14 protein-coding genes and 1 pseudogene are annotated in these 14722 nt (G+C 63.7%); 12 read left to right on the top strand and 3 right to left on the bottom strand.

Going from position 1 to position 14722, the window contains the following annotated elements:
* Positions 1 to 107 precede the first annotated feature (107 nt).
* The 3 genes from ACIU1A_RS22050 to ACIU1A_RS22040 form a co-directional block, all read right to left on the bottom strand.
* A complete protein-coding gene (locus ACIU1A_RS22050) occupies positions 108 to 260 on the bottom strand; it encodes a peptide ABC transporter permease (protein WP_140496137.1) in 153 nt (50 codons plus the stop codon).
* A 151-nt stretch (positions 261 to 411) separates the two neighbouring features.
* Positions 412 to 1161, bottom strand: coding sequence for a PQQ-binding-like beta-propeller repeat protein (locus tag ACIU1A_RS22045; RefSeq protein ID WP_404925282.1), 750 nt, complete (start codon positions 1159 to 1161; stop codon positions 412 to 414).
* 20 nt (positions 1162 to 1181) lie between these two features.
* On the bottom strand, positions 1182 to 2879 hold the full coding sequence (locus tag ACIU1A_RS22040) for a PQQ-binding-like beta-propeller repeat protein (protein WP_404925281.1): 1698 nt from the start codon (positions 2877 to 2879) through the stop codon (positions 1182 to 1184).
* Positions 2880 to 3074: 195 nt separating this feature from the next.
* On the opposite strand from ACIU1A_RS22040, the gene ACIU1A_RS22035 reads away from it, so the two are divergent.
* The 12 genes and pseudogenes from ACIU1A_RS22035 to ACIU1A_RS21980 all read left to right on the top strand — a co-directional run bounded on the left by ACIU1A_RS22035 (position 3075) and on the right by ACIU1A_RS21980 (position 14721).
* Positions 3075 to 3731, top strand: coding sequence for a cytochrome c3 family protein (locus ACIU1A_RS22035; RefSeq protein WP_404925280.1), 657 nt, complete (start codon positions 3075 to 3077; stop codon positions 3729 to 3731).
* Positions 3715 to 6690, top strand: coding sequence for a TAT-variant-translocated molybdopterin oxidoreductase (locus ACIU1A_RS22030; protein WP_404925279.1), 2976 nt, complete (start codon positions 3715 to 3717; stop codon positions 6688 to 6690). Before ACIU1A_RS22035 ends, ACIU1A_RS22030 begins: the two co-directional genes overlap by 17 nt.
* 590 nt (positions 6691 to 7280) lie before the next feature.
* Complete coding sequence (nrfD, locus tag ACIU1A_RS22025; protein WP_404925278.1) at positions 7281 to 8057, top strand: NrfD/PsrC family molybdoenzyme membrane anchor subunit; 777 nt, start codon at positions 7281 to 7283, stop codon at positions 8055 to 8057.
* Complete coding sequence (locus ACIU1A_RS22020; protein ID WP_140556189.1) at positions 8054 to 8581, top strand: DUF3341 domain-containing protein; 528 nt, start codon at positions 8054 to 8056, stop codon at positions 8579 to 8581. Before nrfD ends, ACIU1A_RS22020 begins: the two co-directional genes overlap by 4 nt.
* Complete coding sequence (locus ACIU1A_RS22015; RefSeq protein WP_140556188.1) at positions 8578 to 9114, top strand: cytochrome c; 537 nt, start codon at positions 8578 to 8580, stop codon at positions 9112 to 9114. Before ACIU1A_RS22020 ends, ACIU1A_RS22015 begins: the two co-directional genes overlap by 4 nt.
* Positions 9111 to 10244 carry a hypothetical protein gene (locus ACIU1A_RS22010; RefSeq protein ID WP_404925277.1) on the top strand — a complete coding sequence of 378 codons (1134 nt, stop codon included), beginning with the start codon at positions 9111 to 9113 and terminating at the stop codon, positions 10242 to 10244. The genes ACIU1A_RS22015 and ACIU1A_RS22010 overlap by 4 nt, the downstream gene beginning before the upstream one ends.
* On the top strand, positions 10237 to 10740 hold the full coding sequence (locus ACIU1A_RS22005; RefSeq protein WP_404925276.1) for a hypothetical protein: 504 nt from the start codon (positions 10237 to 10239) through the stop codon (positions 10738 to 10740). Before ACIU1A_RS22010 ends, ACIU1A_RS22005 begins: the two co-directional genes overlap by 8 nt.
* Entirely contained in the window at positions 10737 to 11489 is a 753-nt protein-coding gene (locus tag ACIU1A_RS22000) for an SCO family protein (protein WP_404925275.1), read from the top strand. Before ACIU1A_RS22005 ends, ACIU1A_RS22000 begins: the two co-directional genes overlap by 4 nt.
* Entirely contained in the window at positions 11486 to 11689 is a 204-nt protein-coding gene (locus ACIU1A_RS21995; protein ID WP_404925274.1) for a hypothetical protein, read from the top strand. The genes ACIU1A_RS22000 and ACIU1A_RS21995 overlap by 4 nt, the downstream gene beginning before the upstream one ends.
* Complete coding sequence (gene coxB, locus ACIU1A_RS21990; protein WP_404925273.1) at positions 11686 to 12444, top strand: cytochrome c oxidase subunit II; 759 nt, start codon at positions 11686 to 11688, stop codon at positions 12442 to 12444. Before ACIU1A_RS21995 ends, coxB begins: the two co-directional genes overlap by 4 nt.
* Positions 12441 to 14083: pseudogene (ctaD, locus tag ACIU1A_RS21985) on the top strand (cytochrome c oxidase subunit I). The gene coxB and the pseudogene ctaD overlap by 4 nt, the downstream one beginning before the upstream one ends.
* Complete coding sequence (locus ACIU1A_RS21980) at positions 14080 to 14721, top strand: cytochrome c oxidase subunit 3 (protein WP_404925271.1); 642 nt, start codon at positions 14080 to 14082, stop codon at positions 14719 to 14721. Before ctaD ends, ACIU1A_RS21980 begins: the two are co-directional and overlap by 4 nt.
* Position 14722 lies beyond the last annotated feature (1 nt).

Here is a 14722-nt window from a genome sequence, read left to right as displayed (position 1 = left end):
CGCGGTAGGGTTGGTGCGGCAAAAGCCGCGTACTGGAAGGACGTAAATCAACGGACCCGCGTCCGAAAAAGTTCCTGTTTCAGATTGAGGGTTTGTGGCCGGCCGCGCTAGGCGAAGTGCAGCAGCATCATCACCAGCACGATGCCGACAAGTCCCGCAATGAAGATGATACGGCGCGTTCGCGTTCGCAGGATAATCTCGCCTTGCCGCGCATCCTCTGCGGAAAAAACAGGCCCCTCCTTGTCGGGATCGTTGCTCATGAGCTGCTCCTTCCGACGAATTTGGAGTGTCTCAGGCAGCTAAACCTGCTCATCCCGGCAAGGTTCCCCAGAAATCACGGGGGCTGACGGCCGGGGTCACGCTTTGCCAGCCGACAAGCGCAAGCCAGTCCGGGCCACGCCGGGCGCGCCATCAGTCGGCCGGCAACGCATAGGCGATCACGTCGTCGCCGACCTTCGTCTCCATGAAATGATGACCGCCGGGCGCGATGACGACATATTGCCGGCCGCCGACCTCATAGGTCATCGGGGTGGTCTGGCCGCCAGCGGGCAGATCCGTCTGCCAGACCACCTTGCCGGTCTTGATGTCGATGGCGCGCAGCTTGTCGTCCGTCGCCGCCGCGATGAAGATCAGGCCGCCGGCGGTCACGAGCGGCCCGCCATTGTTTGGCGTGCCGATATCCAGCGGCAGCATGGACGGGATGCGCCAAGGGCCATTCTCGACCGCCTCGCCGAGCGGCTTGTCCCAGAGCGTCTTGCCTGTCTTCAGCTCGATGGCACGGATATGGCCGTAAGGCGGCTCGGAACAAAGCAGCCCCGTCGAGAGGCGCCAGCCCGCGTTGACGGCAATGGCGTAGGGCGAACCCATCTGCGGGTCACCCATGTCCTTGGCCCTTTTCGAAGCGCCGCCCTGTTCGATCGACCTGAAGCCTATCTGGTCCGCCTTTTGGCGCGGTATCAACTGATCATAGTTGGGCATGTCGTTGTAATTGGCGACCAGGATGCCGGCGTCGGTGTCGACGGCAACGCTTCCCCAGTCGGAGCCGCCATTGTAGCCGGGATATTCGATGAAAGGCTTGTCCACCGTGGGGGGCGTATATTCGCCCTGGTAGGAAGCCTGCCGGAACTGGATGCGGCAGTAGAGCTGGTCGAGCGGACTCATGCCCCACATATCCTTCTCGGTCAGCACAGGCTGGTCGAGATGGGCATAGCCGGAATAGGCTGCGTCCTGGACAATTTCTCTGGTTCGACGCCGCCCGACGGCACCGGCCGTTCTTCGACCGGGAACAGCGATTTTCCGGTCTTGCGGTCGAGCACGTAGATCTGGCCCTGCTTGCTGGGCACGATAATTGCGGGAACCTTTCCATTAACTGACGGAAAATCGACGAGCGTCGGCTGCGAACCGAGGTCATAGTCCCAAAGGTCATGATGAACGGTCTGAAAATGCCAGACCGGCTTGCCCGTCGTGACATCGATGGCGACGATTGAGGAATTGTATTGGTTTTCGAAGTCCTTGCGATCGACGCCGTAATAGTCGACGGCGGCGTTGCCGAGCGGCAGGAAGACATAGCCGAGCTGTGGATCGGCGGCGGCTACGGTCCACATGTTCGGCGTGCCGCGCGTGTAGGTATCGCCCTGGGGCGGTGCGCCCGTGCGGTCCGGATGGCCCATGTCCCAAGCCCAGACCAGTCTCCCCGACATCACGTCATAGCCGCGCACGACGCCTGAAGGCGCATCCTCGGCCTGGCCGTCCTGCACCTGGGCGCCAAGCACGGCAATGCCGCGCACGACGGTCGGAGGCGCCGTCACCGAATACCAGCCGGGCACGGTTTTTCCGAGCCCCTGGGTGAGATCGACGACGCCCTGCTGGCCGAAATCGCCACATGCCTTCCCGGTCCTGGCGTCGATGGCAATCAGCCTTGCATCGAGCGTGCCCCACAAGATGCGTGTTGCGCATGGTCGATCGGCGCTTGCGCCTGGAACGGCGTAGTAGGCGACGCCCCGGCAACTGGCGCCGTATGGGATGGCGGCGTCGGATACCTTCGGATCATAGCGCCACTCCTCCTTGCCGGTTGCCGCGTTGGCCGAGATGACGATGCCCTTAGCCGAACATGCAAACAGGTGCCCGTCCACTTCGAGGGGGGTGTTTTCCGGGGAGTATTTGTCGGTCGCCGCCTTGCTTGGCATATCGCCCGTGTGGAAATCCCAAACTTTGGTCAGCTTCGCGACGTTGTCGGCGGTGATCTGTTTGAGAGGCGAATAGCGGGTGGCAAGTTCCGAGCCGCCATAGACGGGCCAATTCGGTCCAGCCTGGTGTATCGCGACATCGGGCTGAGGGCTGACCGGAGACTGACCAGATGCGCTTCCTGCGGCGGGTGGCGTGACCGGGGCAACCGGGGATGCCTCCTGGGATTGTGCCGAGGGCGTGAAATGCTGAAGCCCGATCGCGCAGCCAACAATGAAAAGGGCAGCGGATGCGGTCGCGCAGCCGCGGTCGCGAACCCGTTTCGCGCGCCCGGCGCGGAAGGCGGGCAAGGTCAAAAGGACGAAGATCAGGATGACCGTCGGCGCGAGCACCCGGGGCATCAACCCCCAGCCGTCCATGCCGACTTCCCAATAAGCCCAGGCGAGCGTCGCGATCCAGGTCAGGACGTAGAGCCACACTCCGGCGGCATTGCCGCTCAAAAGCAAAACACCCGCCGCCAGGAGAGCCACTCCGGTGGGCAAATAGTACCAGGAGCCGCCCAGCGCGACGAGCCAGGCGCCGCCTGCGCCAATCAGCAGACCAAGTATTGCCAGCAGCACACCCACGAACATGGTCCACCAGAAGGCGACGCCGGAGCGACGCCTGTCGGCGGGAATCGGATTGGCAGAAGTCATGACAGCATTTCTATTACGACAGGCTCATGATTGTTTCGAACGCTGGCCGTCCCGCATGGTTGCGATCGGCCGCGGTTTTCGAGGGTGCTCCCAACTCACCATTTTGTGAGCATTCCGCGCCGACGGAACCTTTGTCGCTTTGCCGCCGTTAGGCGCTCGATCCAAAAGCTTGTTCCAAGCGAAAAATCGGCGAGGATGCCGCAGGTCTTTTCCAGCAACGCCAATGGGATTGCCCGCTTCTTTCTGTGGGGTGTTTGCTGTTTCGCGCTTCTGGCGGCCGTCGGCGGCACGGCGTTTTTGCGTTCAGGGTTCGTTACCGGCGTGGGGCAACCGGTGGCCCAGGCCGTTCCGTTCAGCCACAAGCATCATGTCGGCGATATCGGACTGGACTGTCGTTATTGCCACAACGGGGTCGAGACATCAGCCTCGGCGGGGCTGCCGGCGACAGAAGTGTGCATGACCTGTCATTCGCAGCTCTTCACCAATGCCGAGATGTTGGCGCCGGTGCGCGCAAGTCTCGCTTCGGGACAGCCGCTGCAATGGCAGCGGGTCAATTCGGTGCCGGATTTCGTTTACTTCAACCACTCCATCCATATCGCCAAGGGCGTCGCCTGCGAGACCTGCCATGGCGCGGTCGACGACATGCCGCTGACGCGACGGGCGCATTCATTGTCGATGGAATGGTGCCTTGGCTGCCACCGCGACCCAGGTCCCAACCTTCGCCCGCCGCGGGACGTTTTCCTGATGCACTGGAAGCCGCCTGACGACATCAAGCAGATCCGGCGCTCCCTGATCAGCGTGCTCGACATTCATCCCGAGACCATGACGGATTGCTATGTCTGCCACCGTTGACCGAAATCCGGCTTTCGATCTTGCGGCATTGCGGCTCGCCGCGGCGGGGCGCGAGCCATGGCGAAGCATGGGCGAACTGGCTGACACGGCGGAGTTCCAGCGCTTTGTGGAGGCGGAATTCCCCGCGATGGCCGATCGCCTTCAGCCTGGCTTCGACCGGCGCACCGTCCTGAAACTGATGGGTGCATCGCTGTCGCTGGCCGGGCTGGCCGCCTGCAGCGAGGCCGAGAGCATCGTGCCTTATGTCCGCCAGCCGGAGAACATCATTCCCGGCCGGCCGCTCTACTACGCGACAGCCCTCTCCAGCGACGGCTACGGCATCGGAGCCGTGATCGAGAGCCATGAGGGCCGGCCGACAAAGGTCGAGGGCAACCCGGATCATCCGGCATCGCGCGGCGCCACCGATGCCGTCATGCAGGCGGCGGTGTTGTCGCTGTTCGATCCCGAGCGATCTCGCACGCCGCTCAAGCTGGGCGAGCCCGCAAGTTACGATGAGTTCCTGAAAGATATCGTCGAACTGGCTGGTGGATTCCTCGCTTCAGGCGGGCAAGGGCTGGCATTGCTGCTCGAGGCGACGACATCGCCGACGACGAAGGCGCAGATCGCGGCGCTGAGGGTGCGCTATCCCAGACTTCGCGTCTTCCGCCACGATCCGCTTGCGGCCAATTCCGGTGAACAGGCAACGGGTACATTGTTCGGCAGGCCGTTGACGGCGATCTACCGTTTCGACCGCGCCGATGTGATCGTCAGCCTGGATGCCGATTTCCTGGGCGATGGTCCGGGGCGCCTGGCCTATGCTCGTGATTTCGCGCAGCGGCGGCGGGTGCGCAAATCGACGGACACGATGAGCCGCCTCTATGTCGTCGAGACGACTCCCACCATCACGGGTGCTGCCGCCGACCATCGCCGAGCTATCAGGCCAAGCGCCGTCGCAAGCGTTGCGGCGGCGATCAAGGCCGCCCTCGATGGCGACAATGCCGCGGCCGGCTTGTCGCCGCTCGGTCCGGAATGGACAAACGCGCTTGCCGACGATCTGCGCGGCGCCGGCCGCAATGCGCTTGTGGTGGCCGGAGCGCACCAGGCACCGTCCGTGCATGCCTTGGCCCTAGCGATGAATGCCAGGCTTGGTGCCCTTGGCAACACGCTGCAATTGATCGAGCCGCCTGATGCCATGCCGGTGGATGGCGATCTTGCAACGCTCTGCGGGGCCATCACGGATGGTTCGATCGACAAGACCGTCGTGCTCGGCGCCAATCCCTTGCACACGGCGCCATCGGACATCGATGCACGGAAGGCTTTTTCGAGCCTGAAGCTTCTTGTCCACTGGGGACTCTACCGCGATGAGACGGCGTTTCTGGCTCGCTGGCATATCCCAGCCGCGCACGAGTTGGAGAGCTGGAGCGATATCCGGGCCTATGACGGTACGGTTTCGATCGTGCAGCCGCTCATAGAGCCTCTGTTCGGTGGCAAGAGCCTGCATCAGTTGCTTGCCGCGCTGGGCGGTGAATTCGGCGCCAATGCGCAGGCACCGGTGCGCCGGACGTGGGCCGCCATGGACGAGGTGGCCTGGCGCAAGGCGCTGCGCGACGGCATCGTGCCGAACACTGCTGCTGGTCCCGCTGCCGTTTCGGCACCGCCGGATAGCGATGGCTCGGCACCCAATGCGGCCACCAAAGGGTTGGAGGTTCGCTTCGTCGCCGATCCCTGGCTTCGCGACGGCCGCCACGCCAATTCATCCTGGCTTCAGGAATTGCCCCGGCCGTTAAGCAAGCTCGTCTGGGGCAATGCGGCGCTGGTCTCGCCAGCCACCGCGCAGCGCCTGAGGCTCGAAAACGGGCAGGTGGTCAACCTGGCGCGGGACGGCAGGACGCTGGACGCACCCGTCTGGATCACGCCGGGACAGCCTGACGACACAGTGATGCTGTCGCTCGGTTTTGGACGCAAGGCCGGCTCGGTAGCGGCACTCGCAGGCGGCTACGATGCCTTCGCGATCCGGACCAGCGATGCGCCATGGTTTGCCGACGATGTCGTCCTGAGCCCGCGCGGCGGTTCGGCGCGTGTAGTCACGACCCAGCATCATCAAGCGATGGAGGGCAGGGCGATCATCCGCCATGCTTCGCTCGATGCGTTCAGGGCAAATCCCCATTTCGTGCGCGACCACGCGCCCCCAGCGCCCATGGAATCGCTCTACCCCGACTGGAGCTACGACCAGGAAGCCTGGGGCATGTCGATAGACCTGTCGGCCTGCATCGGCTGCATGGCCTGCGTGTCGGCCTGTCAGGCTGAGAACAACATCGCAACGGTGGGGCCGGACGAGGCGGCACTCGGACACGAAATGCACTGGCTGCGCGTCGACCGCTACTATGCGGGCGGGATCGACGATCCGGACATGTTCTTCCAGCCAGTGCCGTGCATGCATTGCGAGAAGGCCCCCTGCGAGGTCGTCTGTCCGGTCAATGCGACCATCCATACGCATGACGGTCTGAACGCGCAGGTCTACAACCGCTGCATCGGCACGCGCTACTGTTCGCAGAACTGTCCCTATAAGGTGCGGCGGTTCAATTTTCTGGAGTACCAGGAGTTCGACAAGGACAGCGCGGGACCGGAGCAGGCCGTCCACAATCCCGATGTCACAGTGCGTTCGCGCGGCGTCATGGAAAAATGCAGCTACTGCGTACAGCGCATTTCGCAAAAACGGATCCGCGCCCAGATCGAGAACCGGGAGATCGAGGACGGTGAGATCGTCACCGCCTGCCAGCAGGCGTGCCCGACACAGGCCATCACCTTCGGCGATCTCAATAGGAAGGATTCGCAGGTCGTCCAGGAAAAGGCCTCGCCACACAATTACGCGCTGCTCGAAGAACTGAACACAAGACCGCGCACCACCTATCTGGGCAAGGTCAGCAACCCTAACGACAGGCTCGCCGCGACATCCGGCTCGGAGGGCGGCGATGGCTGACGTGGCCGCCCGCAGGACGAGCAAAGGCATGACACCTGTGCTGCGCGGGCGTCACGATTTTCCAGAGATCAGCGGCCGTATCAGCGCGGTGGTCCTGCAAGGGAAGTTGCCGCGGTTCTTCTGGTCGGCGTTCTTCGTCTGCTTCGCCTTCGTATTGCTGTTCCTCTATTCCATCACCTACCTGGTCTCGGTCGGCGTTGGCGCCTATGGGGTCAACATTCCCGTGGTCTGGGGCACGATGATCTCGAGTTTCGTGTGGTGGATCGGCATTGGCCATGCCGGTACGCTGATCTCGGCGGTGCTGCTGCTGCTGCGCCAGCCCTGGCGCGCCTCGATCAACCGCTTCGCCGAGGCGATGACGCTGTTTGCCGTGGCGATGGCCGGCCTCTACCCTATCCTGCATCTTGGCCGGCCGTGGTTCTTCTATTGGCTCCTGCCCCTGCCCAACACCCACATGCATTGGCCACAATGGCGCAGCCCGCTGGTCTGGGACTTCGCCGCGATTTCCACCTACGCCACCGTCTCGCTGCTGTTCTGGTACACGGGATTGCTGCCTGATCTCGGCGTGCTGCGCGACCGGGCGAAGTCGCGTGGCGGGCAACTTTTTCTACGGCGTCCTCGCGCTTGGCTGGCGCGGCTCGGCCTATCATTGGGCGCGATACCGAACGGTCTATTTCCTGATGGCGGCACTCGCAACACCGCTGGTCGTTTCGGTTCATTCGATCGTCGCTCTCGATTTCACCTTCGCCATCACGCCGGGCTTCCATTCGACGATCTTTCCGCCCTATTTCGTCGCCGGCGCGCTCCTTTCCGGCTTCGCCATGGTGCTGACCATAGCCATTCCCTTGCGCTGGGCATTCGCTGTGGAAGACCTGATCACGCCGCGCCACATGGACAACGCCGCCAAACTGATGATCGCGGCCGGCATGGTCGTCATTTACGGCTATGCATCGGAAGCGTTCTTCTCCTGGTATTCGGGGGAGCCTTACGAGCGCGCGATGATGGTCCAGCGCGCCGTCGGCCCTTATGCGCCGCTGTTCTGGACCATGCTCTTCTGCAATTGCGCGGTGCTGCAACTGCTTTGGTTTCGCCGTGTGCGATCCAATATGCCGCTGCTGTTTTCGATCGCTCTGGTCATCAACATCGGCATGTGGCTCGAACGCTACATCATCGTGGTGACCGGCCCGAGCCGCGACTACCTGCCGTCGTCCTGGGGCGAGCAGTCGCTGACCTGGCTCGATTTCGGCATCCTGTTCGGATCGATCGGCACCTTCTTCGCGCTGGTCTTCCTGTTTATCCGCATCCTGCCGGCGATAACCATCTTCGAGGTCGAGGAACTGGCCGAGCAGAAAGGCGGCGCGGCATGAGCGTCCATGGCGTCATCGCGGCTTTTGCCGATCCGGATGCGCTGACCAGGGCGGCGCAAGCGATGCGCGACAAGGGCTACCGGCATATGGATGCGTTCTCGCCGTTCGAGGTGCATGGCCTGATAGACATATTGGGCATGCGAAAAACACGGTTGCCCTGGGTCATGCTGGCGGGTGGCGTCGCCGGCGGCGTGCTGGTCTATGCATTGATCCTTTATTCCGTCGAGGTCGACTATCCGGTCAATGTCGGCGGCCGGCCGCTGCATTCCTGGCCGCCGTTCACGGTCATCGCCTTCGAAGCCGCGATCCTGGCCAGCGTGTTTGCCGGCTTCTTCGGCATGCTGGCCGAGAACCGGCTGCCGCAATATTATCACCCCGTCTTCAACGCCGAGAGCTTCACCTACGCGAGCGGCGGCAAGTTCTACCTGCTGATCGAGGCCACCGACCCGAAATACCGCAAGGGCGTCACCAAGGGGCAGCTGACACGGCTTGGCGCCGAGACGGTCGAAGAGGTGGCGATATGAACCCGCGGCTGCTTTTGCCGGTTTGCCTGCTCCTCGGCGCCTGCAAGCAGGACATGGCCGACCAGCCTCGCTACGATCCGCTCGAAAACAGCAGAGAGTTCGCCGACGGCATGTCGGCAAGGACGCCGGTCGAAGGCACGGTGACGCGCGACGCCGACCTGGCGGCGACGCCGGACAAATTCCCGTACCCGATCACCATGGCGCTGCTTCAGCGTGGGCAGCAACGCTTCGATATATTCTGCTCTCCCTGCCATGGCCGCACCGGCGACGGCCACGGGATGGTGGTCAGGCGTGGTTTCCCGCCGCCTCCGACCTACCATCAAGATGCGCTGCGCAAGGCGCCGGACCGGCATTTCTACGACGTCATCACCGACGGTTACGGTGCGATGTATCCCTATGCCGCGCGTGTCGAGCCGCGGGACCGCTGGGCGATCGTGGCCTATATCCGGGCGCTGCAATATTCGCGACATGCTGCGGCCGGCACGCTGCCCGAATCCCTTCGCGCGAAACTCGATGCCGAGGCGGCACGATGAAGCGCGTCGCCCGGCCCGACGACCACTTCGTCCTGCTGCTCGCAGCCGCCGCCGCAGGGCTCTCTCTGTGCGCGGCCGGGCTGTTCGTCGCCCCGCGCGCGACACTGGCCGGCTGGCTGACGATGGCGGTGTTCCTGCTCGGATTGCCGCTTGGCGCAATGACCCTGCTCATGGTGCACGGCCTGACCGGCGGGCGCTGGGGCGACGCGTTGCGGCCGCCGCTGCGGGCCGCCGTCGCGACCTTGCCTGTCGCGCTGCTGTTGATGCTGCCGGTGCTTGCGCGGCTCGATCTGGTCTTTCCCTGGGCAGGAGCCGGCCCGGCGGCGCTGACGGAAGCGTTGCGCCAGAAAATGACCTATCTCAACGTGCCATTCTTCGTCGTTCGTTTCATCGTCTATGCTGTCGTCTGGCTGGCGCTGGCCTGGCTTGTACTTGGCTGGACGGCGCCCGGTTCGGCCGCAAGCAGGACCGGCGACGGCTACGCCATCGGGCTCGTCGCGCACGGCTTTGCCGTGACGGTGTTTGCCATCGATTGGATGATGTCGATAGAGCCGGATTTTTCCTCCACCATCTATGCGATGCTCGAAGCGGCGGCCGAGGTCGTCGGCGTGTGCGGGCTGGCGCTGGCGGTGCTCTCGGCCGGCCGTGCGATCGAGTCGGCGCCGGGTGTCGAGGAGGACGTGGCGCTCGGCGAAGACCTCGCCAACATGATGTTCGGCTTCATGCTCATCTGGGCCTATCTGGCATTCATGCAGTGGCTGGTCGTCTGGGGCGGCGACCTGCCCGACGAAATCCATTGGTATGTCATCCGTGGTCGAAATGGCTGGCAGTATCTGCTTTGGCTGCTGATCGCGCTGCAATTTGCCTTGCCCTTCGCCGGTTTCCTGAACCGCTCCGTCAAGCGCAGCCGCGTTGGCCTGATAGGGCTCGGCGCGTTCCTGCTGGCCGGACATTTCGCCGATGTCGCCTGGCGCGTCCGGCCGGCTTTGTCCGCCCTCGGTGCAGGAGTGTCGTGGCCGGACCTCGCGGCAATGGTCGGCGCGGGCGGCATCTGGTTCGGGTGCTTCGTCTATATCTGGACCAGGCCTGATCGCATCGTCGTCTGGCGCGGGAGACTGGCCCGTGGCTAAGGTCGTGCGTCATCCCGAAACACGCGATGTCTGGCCGGGGGCGCTCGTGCTCATTGGCCTCGGCCTGCTTGTCTTCCTGGCGCTCGCCGCGCTTGGGCTGAGATTGATTTTCGATACGGCCCCGTTCTGGCCACTTGCGGGCACGCAGATGAATGGCACCGCCGCAGGTCCAACCTTGCAGCATTTTCCCGGGGCCGATCTTGCCGCGTTCCGTCAGCAGGAAGATCGTGAACTCGGCATGCTTGCCTGGGTCGACCGCAATGGTGGCATCGCGCGCATTCCGATCGACGACGCCATGAAGCTGGTCGCCGCGCAGGGACTGCCGGATTGGGCGGGAACGCCCGCTGCGGCCGGTGAGGACTGCGCCTTGCTTGAGGGCGAGGTTCCGCGCGCGCCGCAGGCCGACATTTGTCGCGCCCGAGCGGACGCCGCGCAGCCAAACGCCAGGGCGCCGCAGCAGCGCCAGGCTGCACCGGCCATGGAGACGAGGCCATGAGGCGTTTGGTCCTGCCGCTCGTGCTCCTGGTTGCAATGACCGCCATCGTGTGCGCGCGGCCGGTTTTCGAACCGCAGATCGGCGCGCAGCTCAGCCTCGACACAGTCTTCCGCGAGGCTTCGGGCGGACGGCAGACGCTTTCCGGCATTCTCGGCGGGCGGCCGGCGCTGCTCATCTTCGGTTACGACAAATGCCCCAACCTCTGCGGCGTGACCCAGCAGGCGGTTGCCTCGGATCTGAACAAGACCGGCCTCGATCCCGCGACCTACCACGCTCTCTTCGTCTCGATAGATGCTTCCGAGACCGTCGCGGATGCGGCGTCCATCCAAGCCGAAGTCGGGCGGTCCGCCGGTCAGGCAGGGTTGTCCGCGTGGCGCTTCTTGACCAGCGAGGATGGCGCTGGCGCCGCCCTTGCCGTGGAGGCCGGCATCACATTCGACCGGCGCGACCGGATCTCGCAATATGTCCACCCGATCGCGGTCATCGCGCTGACGCCGCAAGGCCGCATCGCGCAAGTACTTCCGGCGCTGAGTTTCGAGCCGCGAGATCTCAGGCTTGCCCTGGTCGAGGCGTCGGCCGGGCGGCTTGGCTCCATCGCCGATCACGTCTTTCTGCTGTGTGCCGGCTTCGATGCATCAAAGGGCCAGTACACGCCAGCGGTCTGGGCAGTCGTGAAGGTGACTGGCATGGCGACGCTGCTTGGCCTTGGCGCCACCATCCTCGTTCTGTCGCGAAGGAGGCCGATTTGACGTTCGGCATCCCTTTTACGCCGCCGCAGGCCTCCTCGATTGCCGGCAGTGTCGACGCCCTGTTCTACGTGCTGCTTGCCTTCACCGTCGCGCTGGGCGTCTTCCTGACCAGCCTGGTCGTTTTCTACGCTATCAAATATCGCGCCGGCTCCAAGGTGGAGCGAACGGGGAGCGTGCGCGCAGCACGCCGCTCGAGGTGACCTGGACAGTCGCCAGCCTGCTGATCGCTTTCACCATCTTCGGATGGGGAGCCGTGCTGTTCCTGCGCCGCGAACACCCGCCCCTTGACGCACTCGAGATCGCCGGCCTTGGCAAGCAATGGATGTGGGAGTTCCGTCATCCTGGCGGCCAGCGTGAAATCAACGAACTGCATGTGCCGGTCGGCAAGGCGGTGATCGTGTCGCTGGCATCGCAGGACGTGATCCACTCATTCTTCGTACCTGCCTTCCGGGTCAAGCAGGACGCGGTGCCGGGGCGCACCACGCATGTCTGGTTCATCGCTAGCGAGCCCGGGCGGTATCATTTGTTCTGCGCGCAATATTGCGGCGCCCAGCATTCGGAGATGGGCGGGTGGGTGACCGTGATGCCGCCGCAAGAATATGCGGCGTGGCTGGGCAACCAGGGCCAGGGTGAAACGCTTGCGGCCGACGGCGAAAAACTCTTCCGCGCGCTCGGCTGCTCCGGCTGCCATGGCAATTCCAGCAAGGTGAGGGCGCCGGATCTGGCTGGGGTCTTCGGACGGCCGGTGGCCCTGGACAATCAACAGACCGTCATTGCCGACGACCGCTATTTGCGCGATTCCATCCTCAATCCGAAGAAGGAGATCGCCGCCGGGTATGAACCCGTGATGCCGAGCTTTGACGGCCTTGTCGACGAGCAGGAGCTACAGATGCTGCTGGCGTATCTCAAATCCCTGTCGCCGCGAGCAACCAGGGAAAGCGGGGCGACCCAATGAGCAGGCAAGCCTTGGCGCCTTCGAGCTATCTGCATGGGGAGGCCGGACCTGCCGCCTGGCTCTTGACCACCGACCACAAGCGCGTCGCCTGGCTCTACCTGATGTCGCTGACAGCGTTCTTTTTCTTGGCGGTGCCTTTGCCGTGATGATCCGGATCGAACTCGCGTCGCCTGCGGGCGATCTGGTGTCGGACGATGTCTATAACAGGCTGTTTTCCCTGCATGGCATCATCATGGTGTGGTTCTTCCTGGTGCCGTCGATCCCCGCGACGCTCGGCAATTTCCTGCTGCCGCTGATGATCGGCGCGCGCGATCTCGCTTTTCCGCGGCTCAATCTCGCCAGCTGGTACGTGTTCATCTTCGGCAGCGTCTTTGCCCTGGCCGCGGTGCTCGCCGGCGGTGTCGACACGGGTTGGACCTTCTACACGCCGCTCTCGACGCTCTATGCCAACGGCTTCGTTTCGATGGCCGCGCTGGGTGTCTTCATCGTCGGCTTCTCGACGATCATGACCGGCATCAACTTCATCGTCACCGTCCACACGTTGCGCGCGCCGGGGCTGACCTGGTTCAGACTGCCGATCTTCGTCTGGACGATGTATGCGACCGCGCTGGTCATGGTGCTGGCGACGCCGGTGCTGGCCGCCTCGCTGATCCTGATCGTGCTGGAGCGTGCCTTCAGTATCGGGATCTTCAATCCCGCTCTGGGCGGCGACCCGCTGCTGTTCCAGCATCTGTTCTGGTTCTACTCGCATCCCGCGGTCTACATCATGATCCTGCCCGGCATGGGCGTGGTTTCCGAAGTGCTGCCCTGCTTCAGCAAGCGCCCGCTGTTCGGCTACAAGGCGGTGGCGATGTCTTCGATGGCGATTGCCGTGTTCGGCTTCCTGGTCTGGGGTCACCATATGTTCGTATCAGGCCAGTCGGCCTATGCCGGCATCGTGTTCTCGTTCCTGTCGTTCTGCGTCGCGATCCCCTCGGCGATAAAGGTGTTCAACTGGACGCTGACGCTGCGCAAGGGCGAAATCACTTTCGAGACGCCCATGCTTTATGCGCTGTTTTTCCTGGCGCTGTTCACTTTCGGGGGACTGGCCGGCCTGTTCCTGGCCGCTCTCGCCGTCGACGTCCACGTTCATGACACCTATTTCGTCGTGGCGCATTTCCATTACATCATGGTCGGCGGCATGGTGACGGCCTACATGGCGGGGTTGCATTTCTGGTGGCCGAAGATCACCGGTCGCGTCTATTCCGAAACCTGGGGCCGCATCGCCGCGACCGTGACCTTCCTCGGCTTCAACCTGACGTTCTTTCCGCAATTCGTGCTCGGTTTTCTCGGCATGCCGCGGCGCTATCACACCTATCCGCCGGAGTTTCAGTTCTGGCACGTATTGTCCTCGGCCGGCGCGGTCGTTCTGGCCGTCGGCTATCTTATGCCGCTGCTCTATCTCGGCTGGTCGCTGTTTCGCGGGACGCGGGCGCCGGCCAACCCGTGGGGCGCGACCGGCCTTGAATGGCAGACGGCTTCGCCGCCGCCCCCGCATAATTTCGACACCATGCCCGTGGTCAGGCGGCCGGCCTATGACTATGCCATGAAAGGCCTGAGGCACGAGACGTTCAGCCCGCACAGGGACGAAGCCTCATGAGCGGGCCGACCGAAAGCATTGCCTTCGATACACGGGCCCGCGAGAAGGCGGCCGATGCGTTCGGCATGTGGATTTTCATCGGCTCCGAGGCGATGCTGTTTGGCGCGATCGTGCTGGTGTTCCTTTACGCCCGATTGAGCTATGGCGCGGCATTCGCCGCGGCGTCGCAACATCTGTCATTGCCGCTCGGCACGCTGAATACGGCGGTTCTGATCACCAGCAGCTTCGCGATGGCGCTTGCCCATATGTTCACGGCTGCCCGGCGTTGGCGGCCCGCCTTCTGGGCCTTGATGTCCACGAGCCTGCTTGGCTGCATCTTCCTGGTGATCAAGGCCGTCGAATACAGCAAGGAATTCAGCGAGGGCCTGGCGCCGGTGCTCGGCGCGCCGTTCCGCTTCGCAGGCCCCGATCCGGCCCATGCCGAATTCTTCTTCGCGCTCTATTTCGCCATGACATCGCTGCACGCACTGCATCTGATAGGCGGCATCGCGGTGATTGCCGGCATGCTGTTGCTCTGGCCGGGGACCGCGCAGGCCAGCCGGGCGCGCCGCGTGCAGGCGATCGGACTCTACTGGCATTTCGTCGACATCGTCTGGGTGTTCCTGTTCCCGGTCCTCTATCTGATCAACCGGGCCTGAC

Origin of the sequence: Mesorhizobium maamorense, from assembly GCF_044998965.1 — a bacterium.
Classification (GTDB): Bacteria; Pseudomonadota; Alphaproteobacteria; order Rhizobiales; family Rhizobiaceae; genus Mesorhizobium.
Note: the sequence above shows the minus strand (reverse complement) of the source record. Positions and strands in the feature narration are given on the sequence as shown.